The organism is Hippea jasoniae, assembly GCF_000744435.1.
Lineage (GTDB): Bacteria > Campylobacterota_A > Desulfurellia > Desulfurellales > Hippeaceae > Hippea > Hippea jasoniae.
Window position 1 is genome coordinate 25,511 of sequence record NZ_JQLX01000012.1, and the last position, 14,262, is coordinate 39,772.

13 protein-coding genes are annotated in these 14,262 nt (G+C 37.2%); 6 read left to right on the forward strand and 7 right to left on the reverse strand.

From position 1 onward, the window contains the following. Positions 1–3: 3 nt before the first annotated feature. Genes EK17_RS03750 through EK17_RS03760 form a run of 3 tightly spaced genes read right to left on the reverse strand, consistent with a single transcriptional unit; the run spans position 4 to position 4,364 of the window. Positions 4–1,779 carry a flagellar hook protein FlgE gene (locus tag EK17_RS03750; protein WP_035587588.1) on the reverse strand — a complete coding sequence of 592 codons (1,776 nt, stop codon included), beginning with the start codon at positions 1,777–1,779 and terminating at the stop codon, positions 4–6. A 2-nt stretch (positions 1,780–1,781) separates the two neighbouring features. Beyond that, complete coding sequence (locus tag EK17_RS03755; RefSeq protein WP_035587591.1) at positions 1,782–2,453, reverse strand: flagellar hook assembly protein FlgD; 672 nt, start codon at positions 2,451–2,453, stop codon at positions 1,782–1,784. Between the two features lie 9 nt (positions 2,454–2,462). Beyond that, positions 2,463–4,364, reverse strand: coding sequence for a flagellar hook-length control protein FliK (locus tag EK17_RS03760; protein WP_035587593.1), 1,902 nt, complete (start codon positions 4,362–4,364; stop codon positions 2,463–2,465). Positions 4,365–4,426: 62 nt separating this feature from the next. Between EK17_RS03760 and EK17_RS03765 the strand changes: the two genes are divergently transcribed. Then, positions 4,427–5,962 carry an NAD(P)H-hydrate dehydratase gene (locus tag EK17_RS03765; RefSeq protein ID WP_035587595.1) on the forward strand — a complete coding sequence of 512 codons (1,536 nt, stop codon included), beginning with the start codon at positions 4,427–4,429 and terminating at the stop codon, positions 5,960–5,962. Here EK17_RS03765 and EK17_RS03770 read toward each other — a convergent pair whose 3' ends face one another. Genes EK17_RS03770 through EK17_RS03785 form a run of 4 tightly spaced genes read right to left on the reverse strand, consistent with a single transcriptional unit; the run spans position 5,963 to position 10,352 of the window. Further along, the gene (locus EK17_RS03770; protein WP_035587596.1) at positions 5,963–7,252 is read right to left on the reverse strand and encodes a diguanylate cyclase; all 1,290 of its coding nucleotides are present in this window, start codon (positions 7,250–7,252) and stop codon (positions 5,963–5,965) included. It abuts the gene before it with no gap. A gap of 1 nt (position 7,253) precedes the next feature. Next, positions 7,254–8,234: a porphobilinogen synthase gene (gene hemB / locus EK17_RS03775; RefSeq protein ID WP_035587597.1), complete on the reverse strand. Its 981-nt coding sequence runs from the start codon at positions 8,232–8,234 to the stop codon at positions 7,254–7,256. 2 nt (positions 8,235–8,236) lie between these two features. Next, a complete protein-coding gene (locus EK17_RS03780) occupies positions 8,237–9,265 on the reverse strand; it encodes a glycosyltransferase (protein ID WP_035587599.1) in 1,029 nt (342 codons plus the stop codon). Next, positions 9,240–10,352 (reverse strand): polysaccharide deacetylase family protein, encoded by a 1,113-nt coding sequence (locus EK17_RS03785; protein ID WP_035587600.1) that lies wholly within the window; start codon positions 10,350–10,352, stop codon positions 9,240–9,242. The genes EK17_RS03780 and EK17_RS03785 overlap by 26 nt, the downstream gene beginning before the upstream one ends. A gap of 109 nt (positions 10,353–10,461) precedes the next feature. Here EK17_RS03785 and ubiE point away from each other — a divergent pair, with 109 nt between their 5' ends. The 5 genes from ubiE to lysS all read left to right on the forward strand — a co-directional run bounded on the left by ubiE (position 10,462) and on the right by lysS (position 14,260). After that, a complete protein-coding gene (ubiE, locus tag EK17_RS03790; RefSeq protein ID WP_035588042.1) occupies positions 10,462–11,142 on the forward strand; it encodes a bifunctional demethylmenaquinone methyltransferase/2-methoxy-6-polyprenyl-1,4-benzoquinol methylase UbiE in 681 nt (226 codons plus the stop codon). 2 nt (positions 11,143–11,144) lie between these two features. Further along, a complete protein-coding gene (locus EK17_RS03795; RefSeq protein ID WP_035587601.1) occupies positions 11,145–11,354 on the forward strand; it encodes a hypothetical protein in 210 nt (69 codons plus the stop codon). A 31-nt stretch (positions 11,355–11,385) separates the two neighbouring features. Then, on the forward strand, positions 11,386–11,658 hold the full coding sequence (locus EK17_RS03800; RefSeq protein ID WP_198018143.1) for a type II toxin-antitoxin system PemK/MazF family toxin: 273 nt from the start codon (positions 11,386–11,388) through the stop codon (positions 11,656–11,658). Then, a protein-coding gene (gene prfB / locus EK17_RS03805; protein WP_156957520.1) for a peptide chain release factor 2 occupies positions 11,655–12,774 on the forward strand; the annotation gives its coding sequence in 2 pieces (ribosomal slippage) (positions 11,655–11,717 and positions 11,719–12,774; 1,119 coding nt in all). Before EK17_RS03800 ends, prfB begins: the two co-directional genes overlap by 4 nt. Further along, positions 12,767–14,260, forward strand: coding sequence for a lysine--tRNA ligase (lysS, locus tag EK17_RS03810; protein ID WP_035587604.1), 1,494 nt, complete (start codon positions 12,767–12,769; stop codon positions 14,258–14,260). The genes prfB and lysS overlap by 8 nt, the downstream gene beginning before the upstream one ends. Positions 14,261–14,262 lie beyond the last annotated feature (2 nt).

Consider the following 14,262-nt stretch of genomic DNA (forward strand, 5'->3'; position numbering starts at 1 on the left):
CTATTATCTTTTTAATTGAATGGCTGTCTGAAGCATCTGATCGGCTGTTACTACGCCTTTTGATGATGCCTCAAATCCCCTTTGATAAACGATGAGATTTACAAACGCCTCGCCCAATTCAACATTGCTTGCCTCTAAGTGTCTTGAAAGTATAAAACCTCTGCCTTGTTGATTTGCTACGCCAATAAAGCCGCTTGATGATAAAACATCTGCCGCATCAGCATTTGGTGTTATTTTAAACATTGTTTTTCCTACACGCTCAAGCCCCTGAGGATTGATAAAGTTTGAAATAGCAAGTTTTGCAATTGGATAACTTTTGCCGTTTGAATATGTGCCTATAATTGTTCCGCTTCTGTCCACATAAACCTTTTGCAAAAGACCCGAAGGAGACCCATCTTGGGTTTGAAAGCTTGTATCAGACTCCATGGCAAACTGTGTTAGCCCTGTGAATTGATTACCATTGTAGGCAGCATCATCTGTATTCCATAGGTTTATTAAAATTTGATTTGGAGGTGCACCGTTGTTTAGTGTTACATTAACAGTAGGAGATTGTGTGTTTGGATCAAGTCCACCGTTGTTGTCAAAGTTGATTACGCCGGTATTGTTTGTTAGGCTGCCGTCGTTGTCGGGAAGAAATACATCATAAGACCACTGATTTTGATTGATCCTGTGGAATGTAACATCGATTTTGTGTTTTTGACCGGTTGAATCGTAAAAGAATGAGTGAACCGTATGGGTTGCAACCTCCATCTGCTGGGTTGATGTGGTTTTTTGTGGTTTAAGTTCAGGCATATAAAGGTTTTCAAATATTGTTGTTAGTTTTTGATTTTCTTTTGGAGTCGGAAAGGAGGAATCCTGTGTTGTTGGTCTAACAAGAATTGATATATCGGCTGATCCTGTATTTTTGATCTGGATTTTCCCATTATTAAAGCTAACCTGAGCATGAATGCCGTCGTTATTGATATCCTGTTGCATAAGGTTGATTAGATCGTCTACGGTAGTGAATGTTTCTGCTGTAGGAGATGATGGTGTTGAGTTTGAATCGTACTCATATACATGCCAGTGTTGTCCGTTATCATAGCTTATCTCAAAGTTATCGCCATCCTTGACATTGAGTAGTTTTCCATCATTGTTAAATACAGAATTGAAATTTACCCTCAGATTCGGATCTGTATTTGTGTATAAAGGTGAATATTCTTTTACCTCACTTGAGGAATTGAGGTTTGCTTTAAACCTGATATATGTGCTTGCCACTGCCGATACACTTTTGTAGTTGGCGATATTTATGGGTTCCAATTGGGTTGTAGGAATACCAGTATTTGGATCTGTGGGTAGTATATAGCCGCTGCCTTCAGAGGAGGGTTGAGCCATCCATCCAACTACCTTATAGCCATTTGAATTTACAAGATTGTCATCTGCATCGAATGAGAAATCGCCAGCCCTTGTAAACAGGTAATTAGTAGCGGTTTTGCTTGCTGGATCTAAAAGTGTGAAGAAGCCTTTGCCCTCGATTGCAAGATCTGTGTCTTTTTCTCCCTGAATAATTGTGCCTTCTGTCATAATCGTATCGGTTGAGGCAAGTCTTGAGCCTAAGCCTATCTGCATTGGATTTTGGCCGGGTAGGCCTATCTGCTGTGTTTGATATAGTAGCGATGCAAATGTGGGGCGTGTTTTCTTAAAACCTATGGTGTTTACATTTGAAATGTTGTTTGCAATGGAATCCACGCCTGTTTGCTGATCAAACAGTGCATTGCTTGATGTATAAAGCGCCCGTATCATGGTTAACCTCCTGAGACGCTTTCAACATTATTTAAGTCAACCATTTTGCCTGTGTCTGTTATAAGTATCGTTTTATCCCCTTCGAATTTTATTGAAACTACCTTTCCTGCACTTCTATCGAGTGTTATTGTTGTGCCGTCATCGTATGTGGCTGTTATTCTCACCTCATATCTACCGTTTGCAACGCTGTTGCCTTTGTTGTCTTTGCCGTTCCATGTAAATGAGTGTGCACCCTTTGAAAGTTTACCCAGGTCCACATCGGCAATATCCTCACCTTTGCTATTTGAGATATGAACGACTACTTTAGCTTCCTTAGAAAGTGAAAAACTTACTGGGTCGATTTTATTGGCAGATACATTAATGTAGTTTGCACCGGTTGATATCAGCTTTCCTAAATAACTTGCCGCATACTCCTTTGGGTTTGTTAAAAGCTTTTTTGATAGGTTGGTGAAAGATTTTGACATATTCATAAGCTGCTCTAATTGAGAGAACATTGTGTTTTCCTGAATGAATTGGTCGTTATTTAGCGGATGCAGGGGATCCTGATATTTAAGCTGAGCCACAAGGAGCTTTAAGAAGTCGTATTTATTTAGAGTGGCTTTGGGATTTTCGACCTTATCAGATCTCATTGATTCTGCAACATTTATATCGTTTGCCAGTTTTGCTACATCCATTTTTTCCTCCTATACTGTGATATCAAGGCCTGTTTTTGGTTGCCTTATGTTGAGTTTCTGTTGATTTTGCTGAGTATGTCCTTCAAATTCCTCAAAATTAAATGTTGGGCTGTTGCCTGTGTTTTGTTGTTGCTGAGAGAATTGCTGGTTTGTGTTTGAGGAGAATTGATTTGTAAGATTTTCATTGAATGAGTTGTGCACATCAACACTGTTTACCTTTAAACCCTGCTGAATGAGGTAGTCCTTTAGATTATCGATATGATGCGTAATGGTTTTATATGTATCTTTATCGTGCACTGTAATAGAGGCTATTATGTTTTTTGCTTTGTCTATTGAAACCTTAAGATTGAGAGTTCCAAGATGGGGCGGAGACAGCTGAATAGTAAGAGACCTATTAACGGGCGGTTTGAGGTTTGCAACTCTATCGATATGTTCAATAATCTTATCCATCGGGTAGGGCATATTTTGATGGTTGATGCTTTGATTTGTATTATTCTGGAGTATGTTTGTTTGTGTAATATTTATCTCTTCTTTGTTGGTATTATTGTGAATATTGACTTGCTCTATTTTTTGCTGTTTGGCCTCTTTTGAATCTTGTTTTTTGTTAACTTTTTTCTCTTTCAACAGCTCACTGTTTTTAAAACTGTTGTTTTTATCAGTGTTTGAGCTGTTTTGATTGAGTTGATGGTTATCAGTTTCTTTTATAAAGACTTCAGTGGATTTTGCCTCTGTAGTGTTTTTTTGATGCTCTAAGCCATCCTTTGCTTCTTTTTTGTGTGTTGTTTTTTCTTTTTTGAAACTATTTTTTTGAATTTTTACTTCATTTAGAAGAATTTTTTCGTTGAGTGTGGGTTGAGTCTGGTTTTTTGTTTTTGAGATATCGCTTTGTTTGGGATTTTCTTTTTTATGTGGTTGTATGTTTAATTGGTTGTTATTTTTATGTATTTGGGTATCTGAAAATGCAATTTTTGTTTTTTGTTCCTGTTTCTGGGTCTCTATTTCTAAAGGCTTTGGTTTTGTTTTGTTTGTATTGAGATTCTCTGATTTTTTGGGTTGAACTTCTTTGTTTTCAATAATTATTTTGTTTGAATTATCAATTTTTTTGGTAGTTGATGATGTTGTTTCTTGCTTGATGGTATTGGGGGTTTTTGTTTTCTTTGTTTCTGTTTTAGTTGTGTCTATTTTTTTGCCTTCTTTTGGGATTTCATTTTCTTTTGAGCTATCTATCGGTTCTTCATTTTTGACTGTCTTGATTGGTTTGTGGTTTATAGTTTGATTCTTTACTGCTATCTTTTTACTTTCTGTTTTTTTATTTGAGTGTGAGTCGTTAATTTTTGAAATAATAGGCTTGATATTCGCATTCTTTTTTTCTATCGGTTTTTTATTTTTGCTGCCTGTATCTTTGTTTTCTATTTTTTGATGGGATATTTTTACATTATCGGTATTTACTTTTAGCTGTTTTTTGATTTTATCCAATGTAGCTGTTTTTACATGTTTTAGGTTATCTTTTGTTTTGTCCAATTCTATATTTGTTGAAATATGCTCTTTTGTCGCCACTTCGTTTATGTTTTTTGCAGATTTTATCTCTTTGGGATGTTTTGTGTTTACTATTTTTTTTGGTTCATTCTTCGGGGATTTTACTGTTTCTGTTTTTATCTGTTTGTGTTCTATAATGGTAGTGGGATTAACTATGGATTTTATATCTTTGGTATCTTTTTTGTCTTTTGTTGTTTTTTTAACTTCTTTTTGTTTTGGTGTTGTTTTTGTGCTTTCTGTTTGTTTAACTGCTTTTTTTAAAACAACCTCAAAACTTTTGTCACTTAATATATCCTCTTTGCTTTTTTTTGGTTCTTTTTTACTTGATGGTTGAGTTTTAGAGATTATACTTTCAATAAACGCAACTTTTTGCATTGTTCACCTCGCACAGTAGTGCTATGGGTAATTAGCAAAGAATGTTCCAAAGGAGGTTAAAGATGAAGTTATCACTTGCTGAGCAGATGAGAGAGATGGATAAAAAGGCTATAGAGCATGGAATCCCTGACATTGTGTTGATGGAAAATGCCTCAATTAAATCGTTTTATCAGATTCTTGATGCATACGGTGATGTAAGTGGTAGTCTGGCTGTATGTTTTGTTGGTGCTGGCAATAATGGAGGTGATGCTTTAGCCATTGCACGCCATCTTTACAACAACTACTGCGATGTGTTTATTTATATGCTTGTGCCTGAAGAAAAACTCAACCCATCTCCAAAAACCAACTTTGAGATAATCAAAAACATGGGTATTCCCTATAAATTTGTAGAAAACGATGATGATTTTGATATTGAGGTGATAAACGAGGCTGATTTGATTATCGATGGGATTTTTGGAACAGGTTTATCAAGAAAGGTTGAGGGTAGATTTAAAAAGGCGATCGAGCTTATCAATGACAGTGATGCGTTTGTTGTTAGTGTTGATATACCATCAGGTATAAAGGCTGACAGCGGCGAGGTGATGGGTATTGCGGTTGAAGCTGATCTAACACCTACCTTTGCTTTAGCAAAGCCAGGGCATTTTTTATATCCAGGCAGGATTTATGCTAAAGATGTCAGGGTTGTTGATATTTCAACACCTGTGAGTGTGATTGAGGAGTTTGATCCATCTTTTGTAGCGATAGATTCAAGCCAGATAAAGTTAACCTATAGAAACCCCACTTCACATAAAGGGGATTTTGGCCACCTTGCAGTTGTTGGAGGATCAACTGGAAAATCAGGAGCTGTGATAATGGCCTCTAAAGCTGCTTTAAAAAGCGGTGTGGGTCTTGTTAGTGCTGTGATTCCAGCATCGATCAATACGGCATTTGAGTCTCATCTGCTTGAGGCAATGAGTTATCCTGTTGATGATAATGGTGGATTCTTTAGCGAAAACTCTATCGATAGCATCCTTGAATTTGTTGCCGACAAGTCGGCAGTCTGTCTGGGTATGGGACTTGGTGTAACAGAATCGACAAAAAAGGTTGTTAAAGCCGTTATGGGTATTGAAAAACCGATGATCATCGATGCTGATGGCCTAAACTGCCTTTCTTTCTTTGTTGATGAGCTAAAAAATAGAAAAGCACCAACGATTATTACACCGCATCCAAAGGAGTTTTCACGGTTGTGTGGGGTAAAAACAAAAGAGGTTTTAGAAAAGAGGCTTGAATTGATAAAGGAATTTGCAACTAACTATAACTGTATTGTTGTTTTAAAGATGGCTGATACTCTGATTGCATCCCCTGATGGCAAAATTTATATAAACACAACAGGCAATGTAGGTTTAGCAACAGGCGGCAGCGGCGATGTTTTAAGCGGTATGATAGGGGCGTTTTTGGCAGAAGGTTATGAACCACTGCAGGCAGCAATAAACGGAGTTTACCTGCACGGTTTGGCTGCAGATATAGCAACCGAGTCTTCAATAAGCTATGAAAGCCTTATGCCTTCCGATGTTATAGAAAACATTAATAAGGCTATTTTATCCTTCTTTGAAGCTTAACTACTTACAGGGAGAGGCAGCTTCATCGAACTTGAAGCTTCTGTTTCTCCCTTTTTCTTTTGCCTCATACAGCGCATCATCAGCCCTTTTTATCAGTGAGTTTGCATCCTCGTTTTCTTTCAGTGTGGATACGCCAGCTGAAATGTTTATTGTAATTGTTGTGGCGCCAATCTCAAGTGGTGTTGTTGTTATTGCTTTTCTTACCTTTTCTGCAACCATGCATGCCTCATTTAGCTGGGTTTCTGGTAGTATTATGCAAAACTCCTCTCCTCCCCATCTGCCAGCAATATCCGATTTTCTTATTGTTGATTGAATTAAGTTGGCAATATGCTTTAGGGCTTCATCTCCAACATTGTGACCGTATGTGTCGTTTATTTTTTTAAACTTATCTATGTCTAAAATAACAAACGATAGTGGTTGATTGTTTCTTTTTGATAGATTTATCAATTGCTGAAGAAAAGTAAATGCATATCGTCTGTTGTATAGTTTTGTTAGGTAATCCCTTTCTGATTCCTCTTTAAGCCTTCTTGTGAGTTTTCCTCTTTCAATATTCACATTGAGACGCGCATAAAACTCCACCATATTGTATGGTTTTGTTAAAAAGTCATCCACACCGCTTTCAAAGGCTTTTTTCATTGTTTCGATTGCTTCTTTTCCCACTGCTGCTGTGAGCCCAATAATAGGTATCGATTTAAACCTCTCATCGTTTTTCAATCCCTTTGCCACATCAAATCCACTTGCACCAGGCAGGTTTATATCAAGCAAAATAGCATCGATCTGTTTGCCTTCCAGGAGTATTTTTACTGCCTCCTCGCCTGAATAGGCACTGATTGGTAGTATCCCTTTTTCTTTCAGCTGATGACATATTGTTTTGTTCTGTAGCTTTGAATCCTCAACAACAAGTACAACACCATGAGAAAACCCTTCTGTTTTAAAGAACATCTGAACATACTCGTATAATTCACCCTGTTTGAACGGCTTTTTTAGATAATCGAAGGCACCTATATCGTAAGCTTTGTTTTTGAAATAGTCATCGTCGCTTGCTGTGAGCATAACAACAGGTAGATCTACAAGATTTAATTCCGTTTTAATCTTTTTTATCAACTCCCAGCCGTTTAGGTTGGGCATTTCACCATCGATGATAGCAAAATCAAAGTTGGGATCGTTTTTTAGATGCTCGTATGCCTCAAATCCATCTGAAAAGATTTCGACCTCAAAGGAGCTTTCAAGTTCTCTTTTGACCATCTTTTGAATAAATGAGCTATCATCGCATGCGAGTATTCTTTTCATATCAACCTCCAAGAATTTTTGCCATCTCTTTGGCAAAATAGGTTATTATAATATCAGCACCTGCCCGTTTAATGGCTGTTATAATTTCAAGCATTGCGGCCTTTTCATCAATCCAGCCAAGATTGGCTGCAGCTTTAACCATGGAATATTCGCCGCTTACATTGTATGCAGCAAGGGGAATGTAGGGAAACTCATCTTTTATTGTTTTTATAACATCAAGGTATGCCAATGCTGGCTTAACCATTACAATATCTGCACCCTCTTCTATATCCAGCAAAACCTCTTTTATAGCTTCCTTTGCTTTTCTAAAATCCATCTGATAGGTTTTGCGATCACCAAAGGCTGGTGCAGATTGGGCAGCATCCCTGAAAGGCCCATAAAAACTTGATGAGTATTTTGCTGAATATGACATTATCGCCACATCACTAAAATTATTTTCATCCAACGATTCCCTGATTGCTTTGACCATGCCATCCATCATGCCGCTTGGCGCTATAATATCTGCACCCATTTTTGCATAAACATAGGCTTCCTTTTTCAATAACTCAAGGGTAGGGTCGTTTAAGATCTGTCCGTTTTTATCTACTATACCGCAGTGGCCGTGGCTTGTGTATTCGCATAAACATGCATCTGCAACAACAATTAAGTCGGGTATAGCAGATTTTATGCTATCTATTGCATTAGCAATAATGCCGTTTTCATCGTAAGCCTGACTGCCTACATCGTCTTTTTTATTGGGAATACCAAAAAGAATAACGGATTTTATGCCAAGCTCATAGGCTTCTTTTGCTTCTTTTATCGCATTGTCTATCGAGAGTTGGTATATTTCTGGCATTGATGGAATAGGGTTTTTTACATCTTCGCCTTCACAAACAAAAATCGGATATATAAGCTGGTCGATGTTTATTGCAGTTTCTCTAACAAGGTCTCTAATTGCCTGGGTTTTTCTGAGTCTTCTTGGTCTTGTGATAGGAAATTTCATAGCTATACCTCCAGCAATTTTAAGTATAGTTTTGTATATTTTTCAGCCATCTTGTCTGCCCACCATATATTCTGGTTGTTAACTTTCATGTTTATGGCTTTTTTGATCCCTTCTTTTAAAGCTTCAGGATCCTTAGGTTTAACCAAAATACCGTTTTGCTTAACAAGATACTCTGCTCCCCCGATTTTTGTTGCTACAACGGGAATTTTGCATGCAAGAGCTTCTTTTATTGCACCTGATGAGCCTTCACCTTCTATGGAGCTTATTATGCAAACTTTGCTTGCTTTATAAACATAGCGGGTATCGTTGAGAAAGCCCAGGAAAATTACATCGTTTTTTAGGTTGAGTTCTGTGGCAATTCTTTTTAAACCTTCGACATCTCCATTGCCAGCTATTAGAAGCTTGAAGTTGTATCCTTCGTCTTTTAAAAGCTTTAGGGCTTTAATTAAATAAATCTGACCCTTCATTCTGTCTATTTTTCCTACATTGCAGATGCATTCATAATTTTGATTTAGGTTTAATTTGGTCAATGCTTCCTCTTTTGAAGGGCACTGTTTAAATAGTGGATCTACAGCTGATTCTATCCATTCAACATTTTTGAGAAAGGGTAGTTTTATACCCTGAGAAACAACAACAACCTTATCAAGAGATGCGTATTTTAATTTACTCAATACACCTTTAACAGGAAAACTTACTCTTCTTGTTGCAACTGTAGCGTTAACAAAGGGTTTTAGCAGGAATGCGTAGTTTGCAGCTTTACCTGAATGAGCGTGTATGATATTTATTTTGTGTTTTTTTATAATATTTTTCAGCATTAAAAGGCTTTTTGGATCCAGACCACTTTTAAACGGCAGGCAAAATAGTCTAAATCTATCAAACAGTTTGCAAGCAACTCCATCTTTTATGGCTATTATGTTTTCAAAAATATCGGGCAGGTTTTCAATAAGCAATTTTATCTGTTTCTGCCCACCGCCGATGCGGTTTTCTGTATCGATATGTAAAATTCTATATTTTCCTGTAAACTGCTCCATAGGCCTTTGAGATCATTTTATTTGAATATAGCCTTATTCGTGATTTAAACCAATCCAGATCCTTTTTCCATACACCGAATCTTTTTATCTCAAAAGGCGAATCTCCTGGTGAGTTGGAACCGGGTTTTGTAGTAAAAAGCAACTCAAATCCCACTTGCTTTGCAATTTCAAGTGATGTTTTTGTATAGGCGCCCCAGGGCCATGAGAATGCTGTACATCTTTTTTTCGTTTCGTATCCTACCTCACCTTTTGCAACCTCTAATTCATTTCTGATACGGTTTTTGAATGCTTCATCTGTCTCAAATTCACCTATTTTTTCTACTCCCCTGCTTTTTTTATACTCATCAACAAGCCTGAATAGTTCATCTTTCCAGTTTTCTTTTTTAAAAAACTCAGCATAGCCGTTCGATTGAACATAATCTGCAAGCATATTTCTTAAATCTTCATAGGCTGTAAATTCTTTTGCAGCCAATTCGGGTTTCCTTTCAAAATCAGGTGTACCAAATCGTTCATCACCTCTAACCATTGTCCAGGCAGAAAGCCTATCCTTGGGTCTGTTAAAATCTATAATTTTATCAGAAGCATAAACCTTTCTATGGGTTTTTGAATGCGGCTGAACATCTATTACGCCGCTTCTGTTCATCTCTCTGACCTCTTCCCAGCAAAGCCTTCTTGTAGTCTTTGTTTTATAGCCAAATTCGTATGAGTATGTTGATGAGCAGTTGGGGAGTTGTTCTTTGGTTATCTTTCCGCTGAAGTAATCATCAAGGTTGAGGCCTGTAAATTCATCCTCCTCCACTGTCCATGTGACCAGAAATAAGATTGCGTTGAATCCATACTTTTTCAGAAGCGGGTAAGCATAAACCCATGTGTCTAAATACCCATCATCAAAAGTGATAACAACAGCTTTATCCCAATCCTTTTTGCCTTCCAGCAAATAATCCTTAAGCTGTTCTTTTGTTATAGAAACATAACCTTCAGCTTTTAAAAATTTTAGATTTTCTTCAAATAACTCTGGTGGTATGGATAACACATCGTCATCGTAGTTTATATGGTGGTATAAAAGCACGGGAATTGAGTTTTGCATTGCAGCCTCCTTCTGTTAAATTCTGATAAATTTTACTAAATACTCAAACTTAAAACAACTGATAAACTTGAGTTTTTTAAATTTATTTGTTAAAAGTTGTTCTGTGTGGTTGTCTGAAAAGAATAAGCAGATTGCTCAGATGTTTTCCGATATTGCCCCCACATACGACCTTCTAAATCACCTTTTGAGCTTTAATATCGATAAGAAGTGGAGAAAAGAGGCCATTTCATACCTTCAGGGTAAAAGGTTTCTTGATGTTGCCTGCGGTAGCGGTGATGTGGCTTTGCTTTTAAGAAGGCAGTATAAAGATAGCGAGATTATCGGGGTTGATTTGAGTTTTGAGATGATCAAGGTTGCCATAAAGAAATCGATAAACAAAAAAATAGACTATATTCTATCACCTGCAGAGAGGCTGCCTTTTAAAGATGAAACCTTTGATGGTATTGTTATCGCATTTGGCTTTAGAAATGTTGTGGATAAGGTATCTGCTCTATTTGAGTTTAAAAGGGTTTTGAAACGCTCAGGGGTTGTGGTAATTCTTGAGTTTAACAATCCAACCAATCGTATTTTTGGAGCTTTATACAACTTTTACTCCTTTACTTTGATGCCCTTTTTGGGTAGAATGATCTCTGGCAATGGCGATGCTTACAGATATCTGCCTGATTCGATCAGGCGATTTCCCGATGTAGAGTTTCTTAAAAAAATGATGGAGCAGGTAGGTTTTAAAAGGGTTGTTTATAAACCTTTGACCTTTGGCGTATCATTTATCCATATCGGATATAAGGAATAGTTATGAGAGAGTTTGAGTGCAAGATAAAGATGTATGTATGTGGGGATAACAGTGAAAAAGAGGCGTTTGTGTATAAACTGAAAAATTCCTCAAGCGATTTAGAGGTGACTATAGAGGATAAAGGAAAATGCTGGGATGTGATTGTTTATAATAGATTCTTTTACGATGATGAGGATAGCGAAAAGTTAAATGGAGAGGTATTCATTCGGTGATATTGTTATAATAGGTTTTCCTTTTACAAGTATGGAAAATGCAGTCATGAGACCTGCAATGGTGCTTGTAGATACGGGCGATGAAGACATAATTGTAAGTAAGATAACAAGTCAAAAAAGGGATGTGGATACAGACCTTGATATAACAAACTGGCAGAAAAAGGGCTTATTAAGAAAGAGTTATGTAAGGTTATCAAAAATTGCAACGCTTAACAGAAGGGATATTAAAAAAAAGATCTCTACATTAGAAAAATCCGATATCAAAAAGGCCAAAAAAATAATAAAAAAGATGTTTGGCTTATAAAGGAGGATGCATTGAAAGAGCAGTTGATTCAGCTAAAAGAGAAAATCAATAAAATAAAGGAGTATCTTTGACCCGCAGGGAAAGCAAAAGCGCTTAGAAGAGATAAAAAAACAGCTTGAAGATAGTGCAAACTGGGAGAATTATAAACTTCTACAATCCTTAAAAAGAGAAGAAAATATAATAAAGCAACAGTTAAACAGAGTTGATGAGCTTGATGAAGAGGTAAATTTGCTTTTTGAGCTTGCGGATATATTGGAGGAGGATGCTTCAATAAAGGATGAGTTTTTGGATAATCTATCGCAGCTTAAGAAAAAGATAGAAAAAGCTGAAATAGATACATTTTTAAGTGGAAAGCATGATGACTCCAACGCCATTGTTACGATACACTCCGGTGCAGGTGGAACAGAGGCCTGTGATTGGGTTGGTATGCTGTTTAGGATGTATTCTATGTGGTGCGATAAGAATGGTTATAAAATTGAAATTATGGATATTCAACCCGGTGATGAGGCAGGGTATAAAAGCATAACATTTCTTGTAAGTGGTGAGATGGCTTACGGTTATTTAAAAACTGAGCATGGGGTTCATAGACTTGTAAGAATCTCACCCTTTGACGCAAACAAAAGAAGGCATACGAGTTTTGCATCCGTTTCTGTCCTGCCTGAAATAAACGATGAGGATGATGAGATAGATATAGATCCATCAGAGCTTAAGATAGATACATTCAGAGCAAGTGGTGCAGGCGGTCAGCATGTTAATAAAACCGATTCTGCTATAAGAATCACACATCTGCCTACAGGCATTGTTGTTACATGCCAGAATGAGCGCAGCCAGCATAAAAACAAGGCGTTTGCCTTAAAGATCTTAAAATCAAGGCTATTTGAGTTGAAGCAGCAGGAAAAAAAGAAAGAGATGGAGAAGCTTGAGGGTGATAAAAAAAAGATAGAATGGGGCTCGCAAATCAGATCATATGTGTTGCATCCGTATAAAATGGTGAAGGATCATAGAACAAACCTTGAGAAGAAGGATATGGCAACTTTGGCTGTTTTGGATGGGCAGATAGATGATTTTATTGCTGAGGCATTAAAAATTACAAATAAGGAGAGAGAGGATGGCTGAAAGCGAAAACAAGCTTATTCAAAGAAGAATAGAAAAATTAGAAGAATTAAAGAAAAACGGGATTGACCCTTATTATAATTCCTTTGAACCTGACTCTTTTGCAGAGGATTTGCATAAATCCTACGATGATAAAGATAGAGATGAGCTTGAGCAGTTAGGCAAAACGGTTAAGATAGCAGGAAGGGTTGTGGCTTACAGAAGCTTTGGAAAAGCTGGTTTTTTGAAGTTGAAGGACTTCACAGGCTATATTCAGGTTTATGCAGAGAAGAAAAGTTTGTCTGAGGATGAGTTTAAACTTTATAAGAAGTTGGATATCGGCGATATCATAGGTGTTGAGGGTGTTTTGTTTAAAACAAAAACAGGAGAGCTTACAGTTAAGGCTCAAAAGATTGTTTTTCTTGTAAAATCTTTAAGGCCTCTGCCTGAAAAATGGCATGGCCTGAAGGATAAGGAACTTAGATACAGACAGAGGTATCTTGACTTGATAGTAAACGATGAAACGCGCCAGACGGTTTTTAAGCGTGCAAAAATTATCTCTGCTATAAGGGAGTTTATGGAAAGCCACAGGTTTATTGAGGTGGAAACACCTATGCTGCATAAACTTGTTACAGGCGCTGCTGCAAAACCGTTTAAGACCCATCTCAATGCACTTGATATGGATCTATACCTGCGTATTGCCCCTGAGCTTTACCTTAAAAGGCTTGTAGTGGGAGGGCTTGAGCGGGTTTATGAGATAAACAGAAATTTTAGAAACGAGGGTATGGATTTAAAGCATAACCCGGAATTTACGATGATGGAATTTTATATTGCATATAAGGATTTTAGATTTTTGATGGATTTTACAGAGGAACTGTTTGAACATGTTTTGAATAGGCTTTCTATGGAACAAAAGATACAGTTTGAAGATTTTGAGATAGATTTTTCAAGGCCGTGGAGGAGACTGAACTTTTTTGAAGGACTCAAAGAGATTGGTGGCGTTAGTGATGATGTTTTAAACGATAAAAATAAAGCATTAAAGCTTGCAAAAGAGCTTGAAAAAAAGGTTGATGAGAATATGCCGCATGAAAAGATATTGGCTGAAATCTTTGATGTGTTAGTTGAGCCTAATTTGATCAACCCAACATTTGTTGTTGGATATCCTGTTGCAATAAGTCCTCTTGCAAAAAGAAACAAAGAGAATCCAAACATTACAGATAGGTTTGAGCTATACATTGCAGGTATGGAGGTTGCAAACGCCTTCAGTGAGCTCAACGATCCGTTTGATCAGAAGGAGAGATTTTTAAAACAGCTTGAGGAGCGCAACAGAGGGGATGAGGAGGCATCGATGTATGATGCTGATTACATAAGGGCTTTAGAATATGGACTGCCGCCAACAGCAGGCGAGGGTATAGGTATAGATAGGCTTGTTATGCTTTTAACATCCAATAGCTCCATAAGGGATGTGATTCTGTTTCCGCTTATGAAGGATAAGCCTGAGGATGAATAGTT

Coding starts and splice junctions, on each gene's coding strand:
- EK17_RS03765 (WP_035587595.1), top strand. CDS start 4,427: ATGAAGTTATCACTTGCTGAGCAGATGAGAGAGATGGATAAAAAGGCT.
- EK17_RS03755 (WP_035587591.1), bottom strand. CDS start 2,453: ATGGATGTAGCAAAACTGGCAAACGATATAAATGTTGCAGAATCAATG.
- EK17_RS03760 (WP_035587593.1), bottom strand. CDS start 4,364: ATGCAAAAAGTTGCGTTTATTGAAAGTATAATCTCTAAAACTCAACCA.
- EK17_RS03795 (WP_035587601.1), top strand. CDS start 11,145: ATGAGAGAGTTTGAGTGCAAGATAAAGATGTATGTATGTGGGGATAAC.
- lysS (WP_035587604.1), top strand. CDS start 12,767: ATGGCTGAAAGCGAAAACAAGCTTATTCAAAGAAGAATAGAAAAATTA.
- EK17_RS03750 (WP_035587588.1), bottom strand. CDS start 1,779: ATGATACGGGCGCTTTATACATCAAGCAATGCACTGTTTGATCAGCAA.
- EK17_RS03800 (WP_198018143.1), top strand. CDS start 11,386: ATGGAAAATGCAGTCATGAGACCTGCAATGGTGCTTGTAGATACGGGC.
- EK17_RS03770 (WP_035587596.1), bottom strand. CDS start 7,252: ATGAAAAGAATACTCGCATGCGATGATAGCTCATTTATTCAAAAGATG.
- hemB (WP_035587597.1), bottom strand. CDS start 8,234: ATGAAATTTCCTATCACAAGACCAAGAAGACTCAGAAAAACCCAGGCA.
- EK17_RS03785 (WP_035587600.1), bottom strand. CDS start 10,352: ATGCAAAACTCAATTCCCGTGCTTTTATACCACCATATAAACTACGAT.
- EK17_RS03780 (WP_035587599.1), bottom strand. CDS start 9,265: ATGGAGCAGTTTACAGGAAAATATAGAATTTTACATATCGATACAGAA.